Genomic DNA, 23,588 nt, shown 5'->3' with positions numbered 1-23,588 from the left:
CGCGGTCAACAATCTCGACGAGGTCGCACCGACCGTACTCTCCATCACGGGCATCAGTTCGCGTAGCGGCAACTCCGGCACCGCGACCTTCACCGTCACCTTCTCCGAACAGGTCAACGGGGTCAGCGCCGAAGACTTCACCCTGTTCGGCAGTGCTACCAGCGTTTCGCCCTTCCCCAGTATCACGAGCGTCTCAGGCTCCGGCTCGACCTGGACGGTGACAGTTGCCTACGATGGTCGACAGCCAGCCAATGGCGACCGAGGTAACACCCTAGGGCTGAACCTGAATGCGGGTAACAATGTGATCGACAGCAATGGCAATGTCGCCACATCAACTTCCTTCGGCACACCACAGATTGCATCTCTAGCACCCGCTGGTATTGCCGGCGAACCGATCCACCTGGCCCTGGAAGCCCCCGAGGGGCTTATTGGCCTGATCTCGATGAAGATATCCGGCGTTCCCTCGGGTTGGACCATAAACGGCGGCAACAACAATGGCGACGGCACCTGGAGCCTAATGACCGAGGATCCAAGCAGCCTCACCGTCACCACCCCGGCTGACTTTGTCGGGGCCCTAGTCCTGGCTGTCAACATGAGCTGGACCAACGTCGACGGCAGCATGGGCAGCGCCTATATCGCCGATAATGTCGAAGCCTATGCCCCAGGCTCCCCCATCTTCGCCCTGTCGCAAGACGACAACCTGACCGGCTCATCCGGTGCGGATCAGTTCGTGTTCGCCCAACCCATCGGCAACAACGTCGTCTACAACTTCGACGTGACCAACGACAGGCTGGATCTGATCGGCTTTGCCGGCGTCACCAGCATGGCAAACGTGCAAATAGGCAATGACGTCGATGGCAATGCGGTGATCAGCATTGGCGAGGGCCAGAGCATCACAATCAAAGGGATCGATGGGTCTATGCTCGGCGAGGCGAACTTCGAGTTCAACATCGATCCGGTGACCCGCAACGGCGGTATCGTCACCATAAGTGACGGGGCCATCATGCCGTTTGGTGGCAGCCTCATCAACGAAGGGATGATTGCCCTTGGTGGCCTCGACAGCGGCGCCAGCCTGGAGATCCTGTTCCGCGGTGCCAGCCTGAGTGGCGGCGGGCAACTGGTGCTCTCCGACAGCGACCACAATGCACTGTTCGGTGGCAGCGCCGATACCGTGCTGTTCAACATCGACAACAGCATCCGTGGTGCAGGCCAACTCGGTGCCGGGCAACTGATATTGAACAATGCAGGCAGCATCCTCGCCGATGGCAGTCATGCCCTGGTGATCGACACGGGCGATGAGGTCATCATCAACTCCGGCATGCTGGCAGCGACCGGGACCGGTGGTCTGATCATCGACAGCGGGCTCGACAACAGCGGTCTGCTGTGGGCCAATGGCGGCAATGTGATCTTGAACGCGGCTGTCAGCGGTACCGGCAGCGCCTTGATCAGCGGCATGGCTACGCTGGCTTACGCTGCTGCGTCGAACATGGACACCGCTTTTGCCCTCGAGGGGGATGGGATCCTAAGGCTGGCACATGCCGCCGACTTCACCGGCACCGTCTCTGGTTTCAACGCAGGAGATAAGTTCGAACTGGTCGACGTTGGCAGCGCAATGATCGCCTATATCAGCAACGCCACCGCGAGTGGCGGTGTGCTGACCATCGACGATGGTACCCACCGCAGCGAAATCCAGCTGCAGGGCACCTATACGACAGCCGGTTTCCAGATGATACAAGGGGAAGATGCCAGCACCACGATCCGCTACCACGCGATACTGGCAGATCAAATACTGACGGGGACAGATAGCGATGACGGCCTGGTGGGCAGCGATGGCAACGACACCCTGAACGGGCGGGTTGGCAATGATGTTTTAGTTGGCGGGGAAGGAAGCGATACCTTCATCTTCGGCCGCGAAGGGGGGCTCGATACCATAACCGACTTCAATAGTGCCAACCTGATACAGGGGGGAGACGTGTTGGATCTGCGAGATCTGTTCCAGGATACGACGGGCGGCGACCTGTCCGACTATCTGGCGGTGCGGGAGGAGAATGGCAGCACCATCCTCAGCGTGGACAGGGATGGCGCAACGGGGGATGCAGGCTTCCAGGATCTGGTTCTGCTGCAGGGCTCCACAGGCCTGCATCTCGACGAGTTGCAGCAGCAAGGCAACCTGCTGACCCACGGATAAAACCGGTTCACGCCATCCGAATAAGCAAAAGCCCTGGCCGCACACGCAGCCAGGGCTTTCGTCATAGGGGCATCAGAGGCCCGCTACTGGGCCAGCAGATGGCCCACCAGCTCATGACGCCAGCCTTGCAGCAGCATGGGCTTGTCGGCGCGTGCCCGCTCCTCGGCGCTCATCCGCCAGCTCCAGGTGAAGTACTGGTGAATGATCTTCTTGCTGGCAACCAGCTCCGGCGGGATATTGCTGGCCTTGGCCTTCTCTTCCACCATGGCCTTGATGCGCTTGAGCTCGGCCTTGTACTGGGGGAAGTCCACCAGCCGGCGAATGGGCTCTGGCCAGCTGTCAGGATCGCTCTGCTGGGCCGAGGCGACGATGTCCAGCATCCGCTTGCCGTGGATCTTGATCTCGATGGGGGCCAGCCCCAGCTCGTTGAGATCCCGCAATGAAGTGGGTCGGCGCTCCGCCACCTTGAACAGGTGCAGCTCCTTGACCACGAAGTTCAGGGCCAGATCCCGGCGCACCGCCTCTTGCTGACGCCAGGCGGCGAGCTCGCGCAGGATGGCCAGCTCACGCCGACCCAGTTGCCAGGCGTTGATGATCTCGAGGTAGGCCTGACGGGGATCGCTGCCCTGGGTCTTGCGGGCGGAGTGGTTCTGGCACTCCTGCTCGAACCAGGCAAACTTGCCGCTTTCATGCAGCCTGGCCATCACCTTCTCGTAGAGGGGCATCAGGTAGAAGACATCCGCCGCCGCGTACTCGAGCTGGCGCGCGGTCAGGGGGCGGGCCAGCCAGTCGGTGCGGGCCTGATCCTTTTCCAGTTCCACCCCGAGAAACTCTTTCACCAGGGCGCCGAAGCCCACCGAGACGCCGTACCCCAGGAAGGCCGTCGCGAGCTGGGTGTCGTGCATCTGGTTGGGCAGGTGGCCCGCCTGATGCTGGATGAGCTCCAGATCTTCACCGGAGGCGTGCAGTATGGCGATCTGCCCTGCCCGGCCGAGCCGCTGCCACAGGCCGGAGAGATCCAGGGTCAGCGGATCCAGCAGAGCGAGGCGTTCGCCGTCATAGATCTGGAACAGACCGAGCTGGGGATAGTAGGTACGGGTGCGAACGAATTCGGTATCTATGGCCAGGGGAACGTCGGCCAGGGAAGCGAGATACTGCTCCAGTTCGGCTTGCTGTGAAATGAGTTGATATTGCATCTTTGCCTGCACGTTGGTCGGGACCCAGAAAGAAAAAACCGTGGCATGACCCACGGTTTTGCATAACGACAGCGCTTGACTGCAGAGCAGTGCATGCCGGTTACTGCTTGGCAATCTCCTCGTCGCGCAGCACGCGCCGCAGGATCTTGCCCACATTGGTCTTGGGAAGTTCGTCGCGAAATTCTACCAGTTTCGGCACCTTATAGGCAGTCAGATGTTTGCGGCAGTGGGCAATTATCTCGTCCTCTGTCAGCTTTGCATCTTTCTTGACCACGAAGATTTTCACCAGCTCGCCGGAAACCGGGTTAGGCACGCCGACGGCAGCCACTTCCAGCACCTTGGGATGGAGCGCCACCACGTCTTCAATCTCGTTCGGGTAGACGTTGAAGCCGGAGACCAGGATCATGTCCTTCTTGCGATCGACGATCTTGAAGAAGCCCTGCTGGTCACACACGGCGATGTCACCGGTACAAAGCCAGCCATCCTGCATCACCTCGGCGGTCGCCTCGGGACGCTGCCAGTAGCCCGTCATCACCTGGGGGCCACGCACCTGCATCTCGCCGGGGGCACCCAGCTCGGTGATAACCAACCCCTTGTCATCCACCAGCCGGATCTCGGTGGAGCAGACCGGCAGACCGATGGAGCCGTTGTAATCCACCAGATCGTAGGGGCAGACGCTCACCAGGGGTGAACATTCGGTCAGGCCATAGCCTTCCAGCAGCGGGGTCCGGGTCAGCGTCTTCCACTGCTCGGCCACCGCTCGCTGCACCGCCATGCCGCCGCCTATGGTGAGCTTGAGCTTGGAAAAGTCCATGCACTGGAACTCGCCATTGTTGACCAGGGCGTTGAACAGGGTGTTGACCCCTGTGATGCAGGTGAAGGGGTACTTCTTGATCTCTTTGACAAAGCCCGGGATGTCGCGGGGGTTGCTGATGAGCAGGTTGTAGCCACCCAGGCGCATGAACAGCAGGCAGTTCACCGTCAGGGCGAAGACGTGATAGAGCGGCAGCGCCGTGACCACGAACTCCTTGCCCCGCTCCAGCACGGGGCCATAGACACCGAGGCACTGCTCCACGTTCGCAATCATGTTGCGGTGAGTCAGCATGGCCCCCTTGGAGAGACCCGTGGTGCCGCCGGTGTATTGCAGGAAGGCGATGTCCTGGTTGCTGATCTCCGGCTTGATGTACTGCAGGTAGCGCCCCTTGGCCAGGGCCTGGCGCATGGTGCTGGCGTGCGGGAGGTTGTATTTGGGCACCAGCTTCTTGACGTACTTGACCACGAAGTTGACCAGGGTGCCCTTGGCCAGGCCGAGGTTGTCCCCCATGCGGGTCAGGATCACGTGCTTGACCGGGGTGTCGTAGACCACCTTCTCCAGGGTATGGGCGAAGTTGGAGACGATGACGATGGCCTTGGCGCCGGAGTCTTTCAGCTGATGCTCCAGCTCGCGCGGGGTATAGAGGGGGTTGACGTTGACCACCGTCATGCCGGCCCGCAGTATGCCGAACACGGCGATGGGGTATTGCAGCAGGTTCGGCATCATCACCGCCACCCTGTCGCCCTTGCCGAGCTTGAGCTCGTTTTGCAGGTAGGCGGCAAAGGCACGGGACTGCTCTTCCAGCCGGCGATAGGTAATGGTCTGCCCCATGTTGACGAAGGCTGGCTGGTCGGCAAACTGGACCACCGACTCTTCAAACATCTCGACCAGGGAGCCGTATTGGTCTGGATTGATCTCGGCGGGCACCCCTTCTGGATAACGCTTCAGCCAGACTCTTTCCACGAACTTCTCCTGCATAACTAGCACCTGTGCGCTCACTGTGTTGCCTCCGTCCCTGTCACATCCATTTCAATCAGTTGTTTTAAGCTACAGCTCTAATGCCGCACATAGTTACATAAGGCAACATCGATTAACAGCGAATTAACAATGAGAAGTGTGAGGGAGAAAGCAAACCTGACATGATCCAAAGCCGGCGATCCTACCGGATCTGACAGAAGTTTTCGATATAAACGGCGGTTTTTGCCGAATTTTCCATATGGAAGTGATGATTCCCCGCCACCTGTACCATTTCAATCTGGCCAAAGGCCGGCCCCCGCAGCTGCCACTGCGCCAGCAGACTCTGGAACCCCTGCTCGCCCCGGATGAAGAGCACAGGGCAGGCGATGGCCCGGATCAGCGCCTGGGCCTGGCCCTCGCTCATGCGCATGGGCGAGAGATCCCGCAGACGGGGATCGCTGCGCCAATGCCAGCGCCCTTCCCGCGCCTCCAGCTGGCGCTCGCAGATAAGGCGCGCCGCCGCCGGGGAGATGTCAGCCACCTTGCAGCGGGCCGCCACCGCCTCGTCGAGGGAGACAAAGCCACTGGACGCTCGCTCGCGAGTGCGGCTGCGATTGAGGATGGCCCGCCGCAACTGGCCAGGCACCTCCTCATCGGGTTGGCTGAGCGGCCCCAGCCCCTCCAGCAGGATGAGCCGCACTATCTGCTCGGGGAAGACCCCGGCATAGGCGCTGGCGATCAGGGCCCCCAGCGAATGGCCGAGCAGGATGAAGCGCTGCCAGCCCGCAGCCTGGGTAATCTGGTATAGATCGTCGAGCCAGTCGACGAAGACATAGGGGGTCGCCTTGTGATCCGAATGGCCGTGACCCGGCAGATCGACGCAGACGAGGTGGCACTCAGCGAGATGAGAGGCAAGGGGCAGGAAGCTGGCGCCGTTGTCGAGCCAGCCGTGAAGGGCAATGACCAGGGGCTTGCCCTGCCGGCCGTTATCCAGCAGGGCGATGCGCCGTCCATCGGCCAGGGTGAGGAAGCGCTCTTCCATGATCACCAGCGGGAGTAGTGGCGCCTTGGCCAGAAGGGATCATAGAAGGGGTCGTAGAAGTAGGGGTCCATGTAGCGGATCTCCACCTCCTTCACCGGCGGCCACAGCTTGCTGGCGGTGACCTTGAGCACGGAGAAGCGATACTTGTGATTGCCTATCTGGCTGTCCACCGGCTTGTCCAGGGTGCCGAGCACCGTCAGGCTGCGCCCCTTGGCATAGAGCGTCGGATCAACAAACCCCTTCATGACGGCCAGAAAACGCCCCGGGCTCTGCTCCGTCTGGGTCGGCACGCCGTTGGCTTTGAGCGGCAGGTAGACCACCTCGATGACGCTCTGATCCTGCTCGTTGTGCACCGCCGAGATGACGCCGCTCCAGCGCGCAGGCTTGCCCTCCATCCCCTGCAGGGCAGGTTGATAGGCCACCAGCTGGCTTTCCGGCTCATAGGCCAGCTCCTTGGGCACAGTGCTGCAGCCGCCGAGCAGCAGCCCCGTCAGGCCCAGCATGATCACGCGTTTCATCATTTGCTTCTCCTTGTCCGCGCCGCCCGCCTTCACACTCTGGCGTCGAGTCGCGGCTCGCCGTTGGATGTCACTCGCGACCCGGCAGTTTTTTCCAGGTCACCTTGTCGCGCAGATAGACGGGAGTAGCCTGCTCCACAGCCACCGCCTCCCCCGCCAGCCAGGCACTGCGTGCCAGGGGCAGCATGTCGACCGCCGCCGGGAAACGCACCTGGCTCACCGCCAGCTCGTCGGCCAGCGCGTTGAGCGTCTCGCCATAGGTTTCAAAGCCGGTCCCGACGCAGCTCAGGCTGCCCGCCAGCTTGCCGCGCGCGTCAATCAGCGCGGCGGGATCGCTCACCACTTCCTCCCCCACCAGCTGCATGCGGCCGTCAAGCAGCTCGTAGTGGCCAAAATAGACCTCGTTCATCCGCGCATCGATGGCGGTCAGCACCCGCGTTGCCCCCTCCAGACGATAAGCCCCCTGGGCCATGGCAGCCAGGGTCGAGATGCCGATGAGCGGCACGCCAGCGCCAAAGGCAAGCCCCTGGGCCACGCTGATCCCGATGCGCACGCCGGTAAAGGAGCCCGGTCCGCGCCCGAAGGCGATGGCGTCGAGCTCAGCCAACGATAGCCCGGCCTCGTCTAACACAGCCTGAACCATGGGCAGGATTTTTTGGGTGTGATCCCGCGGCGCCTCTTCCCAACGGGAGAACAGCTTGTCGCCCACCAGCAGGGCGGCGGAGCAGGCTTCGGTGGCGGTATCAACGGCCAGGATCTTCAACTCGGTCATGGGTTACAATCTCTATAGAATCAGTCAATTACATAACATGCAAACGAGCAGTGCTCACCCGTTTTCTTAACATGGCAAATCCGTCAATCGCTAGCCACCCGCCAACATTTGAGGTCGAATGCAAGGCGCGCCGGGTACGCGATCCCGCTCGACACAGCGTCCCAGGCTCGCCAGCCGCTCTGGGAAATAACCGGCAGACTCAGTCGCCCCGGTCAAAGAAACGCCCCAGGGACTCTAGCTCCCGGGTGCGAGGGATGGCGGGCAGACTCTTGATGAAGGTGGCGCCATAGGGCTTGTTGACCATGCGCGGATCACAGATGACCAGCACGCCGTGATCACTGCGATCACGAATGAGCCGCCCCACCCCCTGTTTCAAGGCAATCACCGCCTTGGGCAGCTGCAACTCGGCGAAGGGATCGCCCCCCTTGAGCTTGCAGTCATCCACCCGCGCCTTGAGCAACGGGTCGTCCGGGCTCGCAAACGGCAGCTTGTCGATGATAACACAGGACAATGCCGCCCCTCGCACGTCTATCCCCTCCCAGAAACTGCTGGTGGCCACCAGCACGGCGCGCCCGTTCTCCACGAAGGTCTTGAGCAGCCGCTGCTTGTTGTCCTCCCCCTGCAACAGTACGGTGCGGCCGATCTCCCGGCGCAGCACCTCGGCCACCTGGCGCATCACCTGATGGCTGGTGCAGAGGAAGAAGCAGCCCCCCGGCGTCTTGTTGATGAGGGGGATCATCAGAGTGGCCAGCTGCTCGCCGCGCCCGAAGGCGTTGGGCTCCGGCAGGAAGCGCGGCACACAGAGTCGTGCCTGCTCGGCGTAGTCGAAGGGACTGTCGAGGATAAGCTCGGCGCTGCCCGCCAGCCCCAGCTCCGCCTTGAAGTGATCGAAACGGTTGTCCACCGTCAGGGTGGCCGAGGTAAAGATCCAGGCCACCTCGGGCTTTTGCACCTCGGCGCCAAATCGCTCGGCCACCGACAAGGGGGTGAGATTGAGTGAGAAGTGCAGCCGGGAGCAGTCATACCAGTAGGAGAAACCTGTCTGGTTGACCGCCAATACCTCACCGAGGCGGGTGCGCAGCTCGCAGACTCGCTCGAAGGCGTGATCCAGCTGCTCGCCGCGCCCGAGCGCCAGTTTCAGCACCTCGTAGCAGAGCCCGATGGCGTCGTTGAGACGCGCCAGGGCCTGGCCCCAGAGTGGCTGGCGCAGGAGATCTCGGGTATTGCCGCGCCCCCCGTCTATCCCGAAGGCGAGGCGCAAATCCTGGCTCGCGATGGAGAGCCTGTCCGCCGCCTTGCCAAGCTGCCCTATGTCGTGGGCCTCGGCGCGATAGGCGAGCTGGATGTCCTGCGCCAGATCCAGGATGGTGCGACTGCCCACCGACTTGCCGAAATAGTTGGTGGCGATCTCCGGCAGCTGGTGCGCCTCGTCGAACACATAGACTTGCGCTTCGGGCACCAGCTCGCCAAATCCGGTGTCTTTCACCGCCATATCGGCGAAGAAGAGGTGATGATTGATCACCACCACCTGGGCGTCCATGGCCCGGCGCCGGGCCACCACCAGATGGCAGTCGTCGTAATAGGGGCAGTCGCGACCGAGGCAGTTGTCGTTGGTGCTGGTGACGTGGGCGAGGATCTCGGCGTTCTCCTGCAGCCCCGGAATATCCCCCACATCGCCGTTGTCGGTGGCGGTGGACCAGGATTTGACCTTTACCAGATCGCTCAGGATTTCAGGCTTTTGCAGATGGGATTCGCTCAGGAGGCGGTTCATCCGCTCGATGCACAGGTAATTGCTGCGCCCCTTGAGCAGGGCCACCGGCGGAGTGTAGGAGAGCGCGCCGGTGATGGTGGGCAGATCCCGGTAGAAGAGCTGCTCCTGCAGGTTCTTGGAGCCAGTGCTTATCACCACCCGCTTGCCGGACTCCAGCGCCGGTACCAGATAGGCGTAAGTCTTGCCGGTGCCGGTGCCCGCCTCCACCAGCAGGCGGCCGCCGCTCTTGATGGCGCGCGCCACCGCTTCGGCCATCTCCAGTTGCGGCGCACGGGCCTTGAAGCCCTCGATGTGGCTGGCCAAAGGGCCATCTGGCTTGAACAGGGTCTGGATGGTCAAAGGAGGGTCCCGCGCAAAAGCGGCCATTATGCCAAAAGCGTGGCGAAAGCGGGACTGATAATGCGTTCAGACGAAGAGATCGATCTGATGGTCCGGATCCGGCTTGTGATCATCTTCCTGCTCCTTTGGCTGATCACGCCTGGCCGGGTGATGCCCCTGCTGGTACTGCTGGGCGCCGCCGCCGTTGTCAGTGCCAATCTTGCGCAACTGATGCTTCTGGCTGATCTGGGTCACCTCCCGCTTGATGTCGTCGGGGCTCGGGGTCGACGGCGCGCGCGGCAAGATGGGGAATAACAGGTCCTGGCTGGGCATGGTGATCACTCCTCAGGCTATCTTGATTAGTTATCGACCAGAAAACCGTTTTCTCCACTTTAATCGGGCAAATCACAATTTCAGGTTGCATTTTCTGTCAAGGCAGGTAGTTTAAATCAGGCGTCAACTACGACATCTTATTTGTAAAGGATTGATTACATGAAGTTCACCCTGCTGAAGACTCATCACCACCATCATCATCCCGACTAGTCTTTCAGGAGGTTGACTGCTGGAAGACACTTAACTGGTGACTTCCAAAAGGACCGCAAGATTCATGAACCCTCGGAAGCACACACTTCCGAGGGTTTTTTCGTTTTTGACTAGAAGGAAACAAGAGCAATGGAAACACAACGTCTGCGCATCGCCATGCAAAAATCCGGTCGCCTGAGCCAGGACTCCCAGGCCCTGTTCAAGAGCTGCGGCCTCAAAATCAACCTGCGTGAACAGCGCCTCATCGCCCACGTGGAAAACATGCCCATCGACATACTGCGGGTGCGTGATGACGACATCCCCGGGCTGGTGATGGAAGGGGTGGTCGACCTTGGCATCATAGGCGAGAACGTGCTGGAAGAGGTGCAGCTCATTCGCGCCTCCCAGGATCTGCCCTATCAGGTCAAGACCCTCAAGCAGCTCGACTTCGGTGGCTGCCGTCTCTCCCTGGCGGTGCCGGAAGATGTCAACTACACAGGGCCCGAAAGCCTGGCAGGCAAACGCATCGCCACCTCCTACCCCGGGCTGCTCAAGCGCTTCTTCGACGAGAAGGGGCTCAATTTCAAGAGCGTGATGCTGGGCGGCTCGGTGGAAGTGGCGCCCCGCGCTGGTCTGGCCGACGCCATCTGCGATCTGGTCTCCACCGGCGCTACCCTCGAGGCCAACGGCCTCAAAGAGGTGGAGGTGATCTATCGCTCCAAGGCCGTACTGGTACAGGCTCCCAACCCCTTGAGTGAGGCCAAGCAGAAGCTCATCGACAAACTGCTGCCCCGCATCCAGGGGATGCAGCAGGCCCGCGAGAGCAAGTACATCATGCTGCACGCCCCCAAGGACAAGCTCGATGCCATCACCGATCTGCTGCCGGGCGCCGAGCGCCCCACCATCATGCAGTTGGCCGGTGACACTAATCAGGTGGCCCTGCACGTCGTCTCCAGCGAGACCCTGTTCTGGGAGACCATGGAGCAGCTCAAGGCCCTCGGCGCCAGCTCCATTCTGGTGCTGCCCATCGAAAAGATGATGGAATAAGGAAGGGACATCATGCAGACCCTGATCTGGAAGACCCTCTCCCCCGCCCAACAGGCCGACGTGCTGACCCGGCCCGCCCTCAATGACGAGGCCGATATCGGCGCCGTGGTCAAGGAGATCATCGCAGCGGTGCGCAGCCGGGGCGACGAGGCCCTGCGGGAGCTCGGCCTGCGCTTCGAGCGCGCCCCCCGTGAGCAGTTGCGTGTCAGCGAAGATGAGATTGAAGCTGCCTGCGCGCGGCTGGATGACGAGATCAAAAGCGCCATCGAAGCAGCCATTGCCAACATTCGCACCTTTCACGCCGCCCAGGCGCAACCGGTGGTACGGGTCGAGACCCAGCCCGGGGTGGTGTGCGAGCTGCGCACCCAGCCCATCAGCCGGGTCGGCCTCTATGTGCCGGGGGGCAGCGCGCCGCTCCCCTCCACCGTGATGATGCTGGCCATTCCGGCAGGCCTGGCCGGTTGCCGCGAGGTGGTGCTCTGCACCCCGTCGCCGGCCAGCGACGAGATACTGTTTGCCGCCCGCGCCTGCGGGGTCGAGAAGGTGTTCGCCATCGGCGGCGCCCAGGCCATCGCCGCCATGGCCTACGGCACCCAGACGATCCCCAAGGTGGACAAGATCTTCGGCCCGGGCAACGCCTACGTGACCGAAGCCAAGGGCCAGGTCTCCCGGGACTGGCGCGGCGCCGCCATCGACATGCCGGCCGGCCCCTCCGAGGTGCTGGTGATTGCCGACGAGAGCGCCAATCCCGCCTTCGTGGCAGCGGATCTGCTCTCCCAGGCCGAACACGGCCCCGACAGCCAGGTGGTGCTGGTGACCACCTCGCCGCTCCTGGCCGATGCCATTGCCGGCGAGATCAAGGGCCAGCTTGCCCAGCTCAGCCGCCGGGATATCGCCGCCCAGGCGCTGGGCAGCAGCCTGGTGATCCTCTGCGACAATCTGGACGAGGCCTGCGCCATTTCCAACGCCTATGCGCCTGAGCACCTGATAGTGCAGACCCAAGCGCCTCGCGATCTGCTGGATAAACTCGAGAACGCCGGCTCCATCTTCTTGGGATCCTGGACGCCCGAGTCGGTCGGCGATTACGCCAGCGGCACCAACCACACCTTGCCCACCTACGGCTATGCCCGCACCTGCTCCAGCCTCGGGCTCGCGGATTACCAGCGCCGCTACACTGTGCAGGAGCTGAGTATCGAGGGGATCCAGGGCCTTGGCCCCATAGTCCAGCGCATCGCCGATGCGGAAGGGCTGGATGCCCATAAAAACGCCGTCACCCTCAGATTGAACGCACTTTCAAGCCAGCAGCAGAAGGATTTGTCATGAGCATCGCCAATCTGGCTCGCCGCGTGGTGCGGGCCCTCACCCCCTATCAATCCGCCCGTCGCATAGGTGGTCAGGGTCATGTCTGGCTCAACGCCAACGAAGCGCCGCTGGCCTACCCATTCACCATCGAGGGCAACCGCCTCAACCGTTACCCCGAGTGTCAGCCGGCCGAGGTGGTCAACGGCTACGCCGCCTACGCCGGGGTCAATCCGGATCAGGTGCTGGTGAGCCGCGGCGCCGACGAGGCCATAGAGCTGCTGATCCGCACCTTCTGCGAGGCGGGGGAGGATCAGATCCTCATCTGCCCCCCCACCTACGGCATGTACGCCATCAGCGCCGAGACCTGCGGCGTCGGCATCGTCGAGCTGCCGCTCACCGCCAGCCGTCAGCCGGACTGGCCCGCCATCGCGGATCGCCTCTCCGACGTGAAACTGGTGTTCCTCTGCTCCCCCAACAACCCCACCGGGGATCTGGTGGGCCGCAAGGGGCTCGTCGCCCTGCTGGAGAAAGCCCGGGAGCGCGCCATCGTGGTGGTGGACGAGGCCTACATCGAGTTCTGCCCGGAAGGCTCAGTGGTGGATCTGCTGGCCCAATACCCCAATCTGGTAGTGACTCGCACCCTCTCCAAGGCCTTTGCCCTGGCGGGGATCCGCTGCGGCTTCACCTTAGGGGACCCGGAGCTCATCGCCATGCTGGCCAAGGTGATAGCCCCCTACCCCATCCCCGAGCCCATCGCCCAGATTGCGACCCAGGCCCTCTCCCCCATGGGGCTGGCGCTGATGCAGGAGCGGGTGGTGGAGCTCAACAAGCAGAAGGCCCTCATCAAGGCCGAGCTGCTCCGGCTTGCCTGCGTGAGAGAGGTGTTCGAGGACAAGGGCAACTTCGTGCTGGTGCGCTTCACCGATGGCGCCGCCGTCTTTGCCGCCATGAAGGCCGCCGGCATCATATTGCGTGATTTTTCCAGCAAGCCGGGCCTGGACAACAGCATCCGCATCACCATCGGCTATCAGGGGGAAATGGACGCAGTTCTCGCCGTGCTGCGCGATCTATCGAACAGAACCCCCTCAGCCAGCAACCCGTCTGCCGCCAGCGTATAAGGAAGTAGCCAGATGAAGACCCCGTTTTTGTTTATCGACCGTGACGGTACCTTGATAGAAGAGCCGGTGACCGACAAGCAGGTGGACAGCCTCGCCAAGCTGCGCTTCGAGCCCATGGTGATCCCGGTGCTGCGGGAGCTGCAGGCCGCCGGTTACGTGCTGGTGATGGTGACCAACCAGGATGGACTGGGTACCGCCAGCCTGCCGCTGGAGAACTTCCAGCCCCCTCACGATCTGATGATGCATCTCTTTGAATCCCAAGGAGTGAACTGGGAGCAGGTGCTGATCTGCCCCCACTTCCCCACCGACGGCTGCAGCTGCCGCAAGCCCCACCTCGGCCTGGTGAAGGAGTACCTCGCGTCCGGTCGCATCGACTTTGCCAACTCCTTCGTCATTGGCGACCGCCAGACCGACCTGCAGCTCGCCGAAAACATGGGCATTCGCGGCATTCGCTACCACCCGCAGGATCACGACTGGCTCGCCATCCGTGATCAGCTGCTCTCCAAGGGGCGCGTGGCCGAGGTGGAGCGCTACACCAAGGAGACCCGCATCCAGGTGGCGGTGGACCTAGACAAGAGCGGCGGCAACCAGATTGCCACCGGTATCGGCTTCTTCGATCACATGCTGGATCAGATAGCCACCCACGCGGGCTTTCGCCTCAAGCTGAAGGTCAGCGGCGATCTGCACATCGACGATCACCACACGGTGGAAGACGTCGGGCTGGCTCTCGGTCAGGCCCTGCGCCAGGCCCTTGGCAACAAGCGCGGCATCGGTCGCTTCGGCTTCGTGCTGGCGATGGACGAGGTGCAGGCGGTGATCGACGGTCGCCCTCGCCTAGTTGAAGGCACGAACGACAGTGCCCAGTCCCCCTCCCTGACCGAGCTGGACGTGGCCACGGCGCTGGATTTGAGCGGCCGCCCCTACTTCGTGTTCGACTGCCCGAGCGGCTTTGGCCGCGACAGCGTGGGCGAGATGGCCACCGAGATGGTGCCCCACTTCTTCCGCTCCCTCTCGGACGCCATGGCCATCACCCTGCAGATGAAGGTCGGCAGCGGCAACACCCACCACCAGGTGGAGGCGCTGTTCAAGGGCTTTGGCCGCGCCCTGCGCCAGGCCATCCGGGTGGAAGGGAGCGAACTCCCCTCCAGCAAGGGGGTGCTGTAATGGATGTGAGCAAGCAGAAGCTGGTCATCATCGACACCGGCTGTGCGAACCTCGCCTCGGTGCGCATGGCGTTCGAGCGTCTCGGCGTGCAGCCGCTGGTTTCCAGCAAGGCGGCCGATATCGAGGGGGCAGACAAGCTGATCCTGCCCGGGGTGGGTACTGCCGTGGCCGCCATGAAGAATCTCAACGAGCGCAACCTGGTGCCGCTCATTCGCGCCGCCAGGCAGCCCCTGTTGGGTTTTTGCCTCGGCATGCAGATGCTGGCACAGGCCTCCGAGGAGAACATGAGCGCCGATGGCAGCGAAGGCGGGCTCATCGACTGCCTCGGCATAGTGCCTGGCAGGATCCGGCTGATGGAGGTGGGCAATCTGCGCCTGCCCCACATGGGCTGGAACCAGATAGAGCACGATGAGACCCATCCCCTGCTCAAGGGGATCCAAAGCGGCAGCTACTTCTACTTCGTCCACTCCTACGCCCTGGAGGTGACCGACGCGACGCTGGCAACCTGCGACTATGGCCAGCCCTTCACCGCCATCGTAGGGCGCGACAACTTCTTTGGCGCCCAATTCCACCCGGAGCGATCCGGCGCGGCCGGTGCCCGTTTACTGCAAAACTTTCTGGAGCTGTAACAAGGATGATCATTCCCGCAATCGACCTCATCAATGGTCAGGTAGTCCGACTCTATCAGGGGGACTACGGCCAGAAGACCGCATACAGCAGCAGCCCCCAGGCCCGCTTCGATGACTATGTCGCCCAGGGAGCAGAGCAACTGCACCTGGTTGATCTGGACGGCGCCAAGGATGCAAAAGCGCGCCAGCTCGCCCTCATCACCACCCTGCTGGCGGCCACCAGGGCACCGGTGCAGGTGGGCGGCGGCGTGCGCAGCGAGCAGGATGTGGCGGATCTGCTGGCCGCCGGTGCCAACCGGGTGGTGGTCGGCTCCACCGCCGTCAAGTCCCCGGATCTGGTGGCTAGCTGGATGGAGAAATATGGCCCCGAGCGCATCGTGCTGGCGCTGGATGTCAATATAGATGCAGAGGGGAATCGCCAGATCGCGGTGGCAGGCTGGCAGGAGAACAGCGGTGTGAGCCTGGAGGCGCTGATCGAGCGCTTCCTCCCCGCCGGGCTCAAGCACGTGCTCTGCACCGACATCAGCCGGGACGGGACGCTCTCGGGCAGCAACGTCGAGCTCTACCGGGATCTCTGTGCCCGCTACCCCAGCGTGGCGTTTCAGGCCTCCGGCGGCATCGGCGGCCTGGCGGACATAGAGGCGCTCAAGGACACAGGCGTCAAGGGAGTCATCCTCGGCCGCGCCCTGCTGGAGGGCAAGTTCGACGTACAGCAGGCCATCGCCTGCTGGGGTGAGTGACCACGGGATCACCCGCGGCTCCCCAAGGTGCCTGTCCGGCCATCAGCGCCGGAACAGGCACCTCTATCTTCTGAGGGTGCAGCGGCAAGCCCTTATAATCTGGGAACAATTGGCTCTATACTCGGACTCATCGAGATAATGTCACGGAAGGCTTATGTTCAGATCTCACTGTGCCACCATCCTCATCGTCGATGACTCTCCCGAGAACCTGATGGTGCTGACCGAGCTGCTCTCACCCAGTTACCGGGTACTCGCCGCCCAGAGCGGGGAGAAGTGCCTGCGCATCGCCAGTGGCAAGACGAAACCCGATCTCATTCTGCTGGATGTGATGATGCCCGGCATGGACGGCTACGAGGTACTCAAGCAGCTTCGCACCAACCCCGACACCCACCGCATCCCAGTGGTACTGCTCACCGCCCTCGCCGATCCCCAGAGCGAAGAGCAGGGCCTGTCCCTCGGGGCCGCCGACTACATCACCAAGCCCATCAAGCCCGTCATCGTCCAGGCACGGGTACGCACCCAGCTGGAGGCCAAACAGGCCCGGGATGGTCTGCACGATCAGAACGCGGCCCTGGAGGCCGAGGTCGCTCGCCGGATGGCCGAAAACGATCTGATCCAGCAGGTCTCCATCCGGGCGCTGGCCCATCTGGCGGAGATCCGCGATCCCGAGACCGGCAATCACATCCTGCGCACCCAGGGCTACGTGCGGTTGCTGGCGAGCGCCCTTGCCGGTCACCCCCGCTTTGCCGGGACCCTGTCGCCGGGTTACATCGATCTGCTGAGCCGCTCCGCCCCCTTGCACGACATCGGCAAGGTCGGCATTCCCGATCATATCCTGCTCAAACCGGGCAAGCTGATCCCGGAGGAGTGGCAGATCATGCGCACCCACGCCAAGCTCGGCAGCGACGCCATCGAGGAGGCCGAGCGGGATATGGAGCAGCCATTAGCCTTCCTCACCCTGGCCAAGGAGATAGCCCACTGGCACCACGAGAAGTGGGACGGCAGCGGCTACCCGGACGGCCTCTGCGGCGATGCCATTCCCCTCTCGGCCAGGTTGATGGCGCTGGCGGATGTGTTTGACGCCCTCATCAGCGCCCGGGTCTACAAACCGGCCATGTCCTATGACGAGGCCCGCGCCCTGATCCTCTCCGGCAGCGGTCAACACTTTGACCCGGACGTGGTGGCAGCCTTCGACAGCCATTTCGAGCAGTTCGTCCTCATCGCCAAACGTTACCAGGATGTCGCCGAGGCAATCCATGGCTGAGCAGCCTCCCCTGACCCGGGCCCAGGTGCTCAACGTGGTGCTCACCTATGCCGCGGTGGCGAGCCTGTGGATCCTGCTCTCGGACAAGGCGGTGGAGTGGCTCTTCCACACCCCGGCCCAGTTCGCCCTGGCCAGCACCATCAAGGGGTGGCTGTTTATCCTCATTACCGCGCTCATGCTCTATGCCATGCTGCGCCGTCGCATCAATCAGACCACCGCCAGCCCCCGCCTCACCGGGCGTCAGTGGCTGCCCATCCTGCTGTTAAATGGTCTCATTCTGGCCCTGACCGCCATGGCCATCGCCCAGAATATCGGCCTGACCCGGGACAAGGAGGTGGCACGCCTCGAGACCATCGCCGATCTCAAGAGCAGGCGCATCACCGAGTGGCTGGGCAACCGGGAGCAGGATCTGCGCCAGATCGTCGGCAACTCGCGCGACGGGGCGCTCTCTCCCGCCGAGCCTCAGAGACCCTCCGATGAACAGGCACAGCAACTGACACATCTGGTCGAGTTCATCTCGGGGCGGGGATTCGATGGCGCGGCCCTCTTCGACCCCACCGGCCAGGCCCTGTGGCAGACCCCGGGGGCCGGCATCATGAATGCCACCCTGCGCGATGCCCTGACCCGGGTGGAGGCGGGCAAGGTGCTCAGGGTCGGCCCCTATCTGGATGAGCGAGGTCAACCCAGGCTCGACTTCCTGGCCCCCCTGACCAAGGCGGCCGGGGCGGCCCCCGTCATGGTGCTGCAGATAAGCGGCAGTCACTGGATAAACCAGATCCTCACACCCTGGCCCATCCCCGACAGCAGCGGGGAAGCCATGCTGTTTCGCCAGCGCGCAGATCAGGTGCAGTATCTGAACGACCCGCGCTATCGCCCCGACTCGGCCCTGCGCCTGCACCGTCCACTTCATCACGACACCCTGCTGGCGGCCCAGTATCTGCGGCTGGACGGTGGACAGCGAAGGTCAAGGGTGCTGTCCGGCATGGATTATCGCGACATCGCGGCCTTTGGCGTCGTCTATCCGGTTGCGGACACGGATTGGTACCTGCTGACCAAGATAGACAAGGCCGAGCTCAACCAGGCCAGCTTCAAGGAGAGCATCTGGATTGGCCTCATCGCCCTGCTAGTGCTCTTCGTCACCAATGCCGGCATCATCTTGCTGCGCCAGCACACCCGGCTGTTGATGGCAGAGCAGGTGCGCCACTCCCAGGCACAGCGGCTGCAGGCGTTACAACTGCTCTCCGCCATCGCCGACAGCTCGGAAGATGCCATCTTCGCCAAGGACAGGGAGGGCAAATACATACTGTTCAACCGCGCCGCCAGCCAGTTCGTGGGCAGACCCGCCGCCGAGATGCTGGGTCAGGATGACCTGGCCATCTTCCCCCCCGATCAGGCCCGGATGCTGATGGAGGCAGGCCGCCGGGTGATCGAGAACAACCGGGTGCAAACCGAGGAGGAGTACCTGACCCTGCCAGGTGGCGATCGGGTGTTCCTCGCCACCAAGGGTCCGCTGCAGGACAACGAGGGTGAGGTGATCGGCATCTTCGGCATCTCCCGCGACATCACGGACTTCAAGCGTACCGAGGCTGATTTGCGAGAACGGGAGGGACTGTTTCGCGCCCTGGTGGAGCAATCCCTCGCCGGCATCTACATCATCCAGCAGGGCAGGCTCTGCTACATCAATCCCTGTTTTGCCCACCTGTTTGGCTACGACTCCCCCGGCGTCCTGCTCGGCGTCGGTCCCCTGCACGCCCTGGCAAGCCCGAAGGACAGCAACCGGGTAGCCGAGCTGGTACAGCAATGCGAGCAGGAGGGTGGCGACATCCATGCCCGCTTCAGCGCCCTGCACCACGACAACCAGCCCCTGGAGGTGGAGCTGTACGGGCGGCGCGTCGACTATCGCGGCCAGCCCGCCGTGCTCGGGCTCTTGCTCGATGTCACCGAGCGGGAGCAGGTCGAGCAGGCCCTGACCCGCCAGGCCATGGAGCTGCGCCAGCAAAACGAGGAGCTGGAGCGTTTCAACAAGGTGATGGTGGACAGGGAGCTCGCCATGCTGACCCTCAAGCACCAGATCAATGCGCTCTCACACCAGCTCGGGCTGCCGCCGCCCTACCCCCAGGCCCCCATGCCGCCGGAGGAGCACCCATGATGCACCGACCGCAACTGTGGCACGTCCGCCCAGCCACCCAGCGCTGGGGCGTCTGCCTGCTGGCCCTGCTGCTGCCCGTCCTGATGCTGCAGATCCGGGTCCAGCTGCCCATCGCCTTTGGCGAGCGGCCGTTGCTGGTGCTCTTCATGCTGCCCATCATCCTCTGTGCCCTGCTGGGGGGCTTGCTGCCAGGCCTGCTCTGCACCCTGATCAGCGCCCTGGTCACCACCTACTTCCTGCTGCCCCCGATCCATGAGCTGACCGTGGCGACCGGCCAGGATCTGGTGCAGTGGGGGCTCTTGGTGGCCAACGGCGTGCTCGTCAGCCTCCTCAGTGCCGCCATCCACAGCTCCCGCGCCCGGGAGATCCAGCGCTGGCAGGAGCTGATGAACACCCAGTCCCGCCTGCAACAGAGCGAGAACCGCTTCCAGGCCACCTTCGAGCAGGCGGCGGTCGGCATCGCCCTGGTCGCCCCCGATGGTGGTTGGCTGCGGGTCAATCGGCGGCTATGCGACATGCTGGGCTATCGCGCCGGTGAGCTCATGGGCATGAGCTTCCAGCAGATCACCCACCCGGACGATCTCTTCATCGATCAGCACTACGTCGACCGGATGCTGGCGGGCGAGCTGCCCCACTACACCCTGGAGAAGCGCTATCTGCACAAGGGGGGCGAGGCCATCTGGACGACACTGACGGTGGCCCTGGTGAGGGATAGCGAGGGGGAGCCCGATTACTTCATCTCCATCATCGAGGACAATCAACAGAACAAGGAGACGGAGGAGGCCCTGCGCCGCAACGAGGGGATCCTGCGGGAATCCCAGCGGCTGGCCAAGATCGGCAACTGGCGCTGGCGTGTCAGCGACGGCAACCACTTCTGGTCACCGGAGATCTACCGCATCTATGGCCGTGATCCCGCCCTCCCCCCTGCCGTCTATCCCGAGGTGAAAAAGTACTTCACCCAGGAGGGCTGGCACACCATAGCCCAGGCCGTCGAGCACTGTCTGCGCGATGGGCTGCCCTATGAATGTGATGCCGGCGTCATCAACGAGCAGGGACACCCGGTCTGGGTCATCGCCCGTGGGGCTGCCTTGCGGGACGGAAACGGCCATGTCGTCGAGCTCTATGGCACTGTGCAGGACATCACGGAGCGCAAGCTGGCCGAGCAGCAGTTGCTGCACAATCAGCAGGCGGCGCTCGATACCCAGCGCCGCGCCCGCCTGGCGGCACTGAACCTGATGGACGATGCCATCAGTGCCCGGGTACGGGCCGAATCCATCAGCAGCGCCCTGCGCGAGAGCGAGCAGCGGCTGCTGATGGCCCAGGAGGGCGCCCACGTCGGGATCTGGGAGTGGGACATGGTCAATGATCACCTCTTCTTCTCCCCGGAATGCGCCCGCCTCTATGGCCGCGACGCCGGGCAACTTACCACCTTTCACGCCTGGCAGGCCTGCCTGCACCCGGACGACAAGCCCCGTATCGACGCCTTGCTGGCCGAGCTCTCGGTCAGCGACAAGCCCTTCGAAATCGAGTTCAGGATCCTGCTGCCAAACGGCGACCTATGCTGGCTGGTGAGCAAGGGCAGCGTCTATCGGGATGCCTGGCAGCGCCCCCTGCGTCTGCTCGGCATCCATCTTGACATCACGGAGCGCAAGCAGGCCGAGCAACAGCTGAGGCAGCTCTCCCTGGCACTGGAGCAGAGCCCGGACGGCGTCTTCATCACGGACACTCGGGCCCGCATCGAATATGTCAACGCGGCCTTCCTGACCATCAGCGGCTACCAGCAGGAGGAGGTCATCGGCCAGACCCCCTCCCTGCTGCGCTCCGGCCTCACCCCCAGAGCCACCTATGTCGCCCTGTGGGACGCCATCAAGCGTGGCCAGCGCTGGCACGGCGAGTTCGTCAACCGGCGCAAGGACGGCTCACACTATCAGGTGCTGGCGGCCATCTCCCCCATTCGCCAGGAGAACGGGCTGGTGACCCACTATGTAGCGGTACAGGCCGACATCACCGAGAAGAAACAGCTCGGCGAGGAGCTGGATCAGTACCGTTACCACCTGGAAGAGATGGTCGATGAGCGCACCCTGCAACTGGCCCAGGCCCACCAGCGCGCCGAGAGTGCCAACCGCGCCAAGAGCGCCTTCCTGGCCAACATGAGCCACGAGATCCGCACTCCCATGAACGCCATCCTGGGGCTCACCTATCTGCTCAAGCGCGACACCCCGGACAGCACCCAGCACGAGCGGCTGGAGAAGATCGACAATGCCGCCCAGCACCTGCTCACCATCATCAATGACATCCTGGATCTCTCCAAGATAGATGCGGGCAAGATGGCGCTGGAGCAGAGCGACTTCTCCCTCACCGCCATGCTGGACAACGTCAGCGCCCTGATGAGCGAGCAGGCCCGCGCCAAGGGCCTCACCCTCATGGTCGACATGGGAGACTCGCCCACCTGGGTCTATGGCGACATCACCCGCCTGCGCCAGGCACTGCTCAACTACGCCGCCAATGCCATCAAGTTTACCGAGCAAGGTGCGGTCACCCTGCGGGTACGGGTGGCCCGTCCGCTTGCCGACGGCTACCTGCTGCGCTTCGAGGTGGAAGACACCGGCATCGGCATCAGCCCGGAACAGTGCGAGAAGCTGTTCCAGGCCTTCGAGCAGGCCGACGTCTCCACCACCCGCAAATACGGCGGCACTGGCCTCGGGCTTGCGATCACCAGCCGGCTCGCCACCCTGATGGGGGGAGAGGCCGGCGTCAACAGCACACTCGGCCAGGGGAGCTGCTTCTGGTTCACCGCCGCCCTCTCGGCGGGTCAGGGAGAGGTGCCCCACCCCCTCCCGCCGCAGCAGAGCCTGGCGCAGACCGTCTTCCCCCACACTGCCCGGGTGCTGCTGGTGGAGGACAACGCCATCAACCGGGAGGTGGTGCTGGAGCTGCTTTGCAACAGCGGCCTCGTCATCGAGACCGCCGTCAATGGTCAGGAGGCGCTGGCCCTTGTCCGCCAGCATCCCTACGATCTCATCCTGATGGACATACAGATGCCGGTGATGGATGGCTACGACGCCACCCGCGCCATCCGCGCCCTGCCCGGCCTGGCGCGGCTTCCCATCCTCGCCCTGACGGCGAGCGCCTTCGAAGAGGACAGGAAGGCCTGTGAATCCGCCGGCATGAACGACTTCATCGCCAAGCCCGTCACCCCCGCCAAGCTGTTTGAGGCGCTGCAGCGCTGGCTGCCGAGCAAGGGAATGGTGGAGCCCGGTGAGCAGGATCTGTCCCGCGCCCCCCTGGCAGGCCCCCTCGCCCGCCTGCATGGCGTCCCCGGGCTGGATCTGCAGCAGGGGTTGGCAGCACTGCAGGGCAAGCAGGACAAATACCTTGCCTTGCTGCGCCACTTCGCCAACGAGCATGGCCAGGACATGGTCCTGCTCCACCACCATCTGCAAACGGGTGACAGGGTGACCGCCACCCGGCTGGTTCACACCCTGCGCGGGGTCGCGAGCACCCTTGGCATGGTGGAACTCGCGCGGCAATGCCTGCAGCTGGAGCAGACGCTCACGGGGGATGGCCCCGAGCCGACCGCCCTGATGACGGTCATTGCCGGGGAGCTGGCGGCCTTGCACGACCGGCTGGAGGAAGAGGTGCCCGCCCAGGCGCCGCAGCTCATCCCTCTTGGCAGCCAGTGGCAACGGGATCTGCGCCAGCAGATGGAGGCGTTGCTGCTGCAAAGCGACACCGCCGTGATCCCGCTGTTCGAGCAGTATGCCGCCCCCCTGCGGCTCATGCTCGGGCCCCGCAGCGAGACCCTGGCCAGGCAGTTGAAGAGCTTTGACTTTGACGGCGCCCTGCTCACCTTGCACCAATGCGCGCAAGCAGATGAGCCCCCCACTGAGGTCATGCCCCCTCTCCCCGATGGCGCTTCGCCGCCCCCGGGCCAGCCGAAGGGAGACAAAGGGTTGAATCACTGAATAAAGTCATGCATATAGTGTTGGTTTCCCCGGGGCCGCGCCGCCCGATGAGCGCGCCGTTTCCCGCTCAGGATCCAGCAGTGAAAGCATGCCAACCGCTTTTCCGTCCGCC

17 protein-coding genes and 1 other annotated feature are annotated in these 23,588 nt (G+C 63.4%); of the genes, 10 read left to right on the top strand and 7 right to left on the bottom strand.

Annotated elements, in window-relative coordinates; all coding sequences use genetic code 11:
• On the top strand, nucleotides 1-2,188 hold a 2,188-nt coding region (locus ACWPWQ_RS06365), incomplete at its 5' end, for a type I secretion C-terminal target domain-containing protein (protein ID WP_454009295.1).
• Between the two features lie 83 nt (nucleotides 2,189-2,271).
• Here ACWPWQ_RS06365 and rnd read toward each other — a convergent pair.
• From rnd to ACWPWQ_RS06330, 7 genes are all read right to left on the bottom strand, one after another.
• Nucleotides 2,272-3,384, bottom strand: coding sequence for a ribonuclease D (gene rnd / locus ACWPWQ_RS06360; protein WP_268434622.1), 1,113 nt, complete (start codon nucleotides 3,382-3,384; stop codon nucleotides 2,272-2,274).
• A gap of 100 nt (nucleotides 3,385-3,484) precedes the next feature.
• Nucleotides 3,485-5,161: a long-chain-fatty-acid--CoA ligase FadD gene (gene fadD, locus ACWPWQ_RS06355; protein ID WP_454009303.1), complete on the bottom strand. Its 1,677-nt coding sequence runs from the start codon at nucleotides 5,159-5,161 to the stop codon at nucleotides 3,485-3,487.
• Nucleotides 5,162-5,357: 196 nt separating this feature from the next.
• Nucleotides 5,358-6,197, bottom strand: a complete 840-nt coding sequence (locus tag ACWPWQ_RS06350; RefSeq protein WP_454009294.1) for an alpha/beta fold hydrolase — start codon at nucleotides 6,195-6,197, stop codon at nucleotides 5,358-5,360.
• Between the two features lie 2 nt (nucleotides 6,198-6,199).
• Nucleotides 6,200-6,718 (bottom strand): Slp family lipoprotein, encoded by a 519-nt coding sequence (locus tag ACWPWQ_RS06345; protein WP_202045584.1) that lies wholly within the window; start codon nucleotides 6,716-6,718, stop codon nucleotides 6,200-6,202.
• 67 nt (nucleotides 6,719-6,785) lie between these two features.
• The gene (gene tsaB / locus ACWPWQ_RS06340) at nucleotides 6,786-7,487 is read right to left on the bottom strand and encodes a tRNA (adenosine(37)-N6)-threonylcarbamoyltransferase complex dimerization subunit type 1 TsaB (RefSeq protein ID WP_162519130.1); all 702 of its coding nucleotides are present in this window, start codon (nucleotides 7,485-7,487) and stop codon (nucleotides 6,786-6,788) included.
• 199 nt (nucleotides 7,488-7,686) lie between these two features.
• Nucleotides 7,687-9,597: an ATP-dependent DNA helicase gene (locus ACWPWQ_RS06335; protein WP_454009293.1), complete on the bottom strand. Its 1,911-nt coding sequence runs from the start codon at nucleotides 9,595-9,597 to the stop codon at nucleotides 7,687-7,689.
• 66 nt (nucleotides 9,598-9,663) lie between these two features.
• The gene (locus ACWPWQ_RS06330) at nucleotides 9,664-9,909 is read right to left on the bottom strand and encodes a hypothetical protein (protein ID WP_025326934.1); all 246 of its coding nucleotides are present in this window, start codon (nucleotides 9,907-9,909) and stop codon (nucleotides 9,664-9,666) included.
• A 185-nt stretch (nucleotides 9,910-10,094) separates the two neighbouring features.
• Nucleotides 10,095-10,223 (top strand) — a sequence feature (His leader region).
• 25 nt (nucleotides 10,224-10,248) lie between these two features.
• Here ACWPWQ_RS06330 and hisG point away from each other — a divergent pair.
• From hisG to ACWPWQ_RS06285, 9 genes are all read left to right on the top strand, one after another.
• The gene (gene hisG / locus ACWPWQ_RS06325; protein ID WP_025326933.1) at nucleotides 10,249-11,145 is read left to right on the top strand and encodes an ATP phosphoribosyltransferase; all 897 of its coding nucleotides are present in this window, start codon (nucleotides 10,249-10,251) and stop codon (nucleotides 11,143-11,145) included.
• A gap of 12 nt (nucleotides 11,146-11,157) precedes the next feature.
• Nucleotides 11,158-12,468 (top strand): histidinol dehydrogenase, encoded by a 1,311-nt coding sequence (hisD, locus tag ACWPWQ_RS06320; RefSeq protein WP_454009292.1) that lies wholly within the window; start codon nucleotides 11,158-11,160, stop codon nucleotides 12,466-12,468.
• Nucleotides 12,465-13,565 (top strand): histidinol-phosphate transaminase, encoded by a 1,101-nt coding sequence (gene hisC, locus ACWPWQ_RS06315; protein WP_454009291.1) that lies wholly within the window; start codon nucleotides 12,465-12,467, stop codon nucleotides 13,563-13,565. Before hisD ends, hisC begins: the two co-directional genes overlap by 4 nt.
• Nucleotides 13,566-13,577: 12 nt before the next feature.
• A complete protein-coding gene (gene hisB, locus ACWPWQ_RS06310) occupies nucleotides 13,578-14,729 on the top strand; it encodes a bifunctional histidinol-phosphatase/imidazoleglycerol-phosphate dehydratase HisB (protein ID WP_454009290.1) in 1,152 nt (383 codons plus the stop codon).
• Nucleotides 14,729-15,358 (top strand): imidazole glycerol phosphate synthase subunit HisH, encoded by a 630-nt coding sequence (gene hisH, locus ACWPWQ_RS06305; RefSeq protein WP_404838449.1) that lies wholly within the window; start codon nucleotides 14,729-14,731, stop codon nucleotides 15,356-15,358. Before hisB ends, hisH begins: the two co-directional genes overlap by 1 nt.
• A 5-nt stretch (nucleotides 15,359-15,363) precedes the next feature.
• On the top strand, nucleotides 15,364-16,098 hold the full coding sequence (hisA, locus tag ACWPWQ_RS06300) for a 1-(5-phosphoribosyl)-5-[(5-phosphoribosylamino)methylideneamino]imidazole-4-carboxamide isomerase (protein WP_404838448.1): 735 nt from the start codon (nucleotides 15,364-15,366) through the stop codon (nucleotides 16,096-16,098).
• Nucleotides 16,099-16,252: 154 nt separating this feature from the next.
• Nucleotides 16,253-17,362: a response regulator gene (locus ACWPWQ_RS06295; RefSeq protein WP_454009289.1), complete on the top strand. Its 1,110-nt coding sequence runs from the start codon at nucleotides 16,253-16,255 to the stop codon at nucleotides 17,360-17,362.
• Nucleotides 17,355-19,511, top strand: a complete 2,157-nt coding sequence (locus tag ACWPWQ_RS06290; protein ID WP_454009288.1) for a PAS domain-containing protein — start codon at nucleotides 17,355-17,357, stop codon at nucleotides 19,509-19,511. Before ACWPWQ_RS06295 ends, ACWPWQ_RS06290 begins: the two co-directional genes overlap by 8 nt.
• Nucleotides 19,508-23,476 carry a PAS domain S-box protein gene (locus tag ACWPWQ_RS06285; RefSeq protein WP_454009287.1) on the top strand — a complete coding sequence of 1,323 codons (3,969 nt, stop codon included), beginning with the start codon at nucleotides 19,508-19,510 and terminating at the stop codon, nucleotides 23,474-23,476. The genes ACWPWQ_RS06290 and ACWPWQ_RS06285 overlap by 4 nt, the downstream gene beginning before the upstream one ends.
• Nucleotides 23,477-23,588 lie beyond the last annotated feature (112 nt).

It is taken from the genome of Aeromonas sp. Marseille-Q7275 (assembly GCF_965119515.1).
The sequence above is the reverse complement of the archived record's forward strand: the minus strand, read 5'-3'. Positions and strand labels throughout refer to the sequence as shown.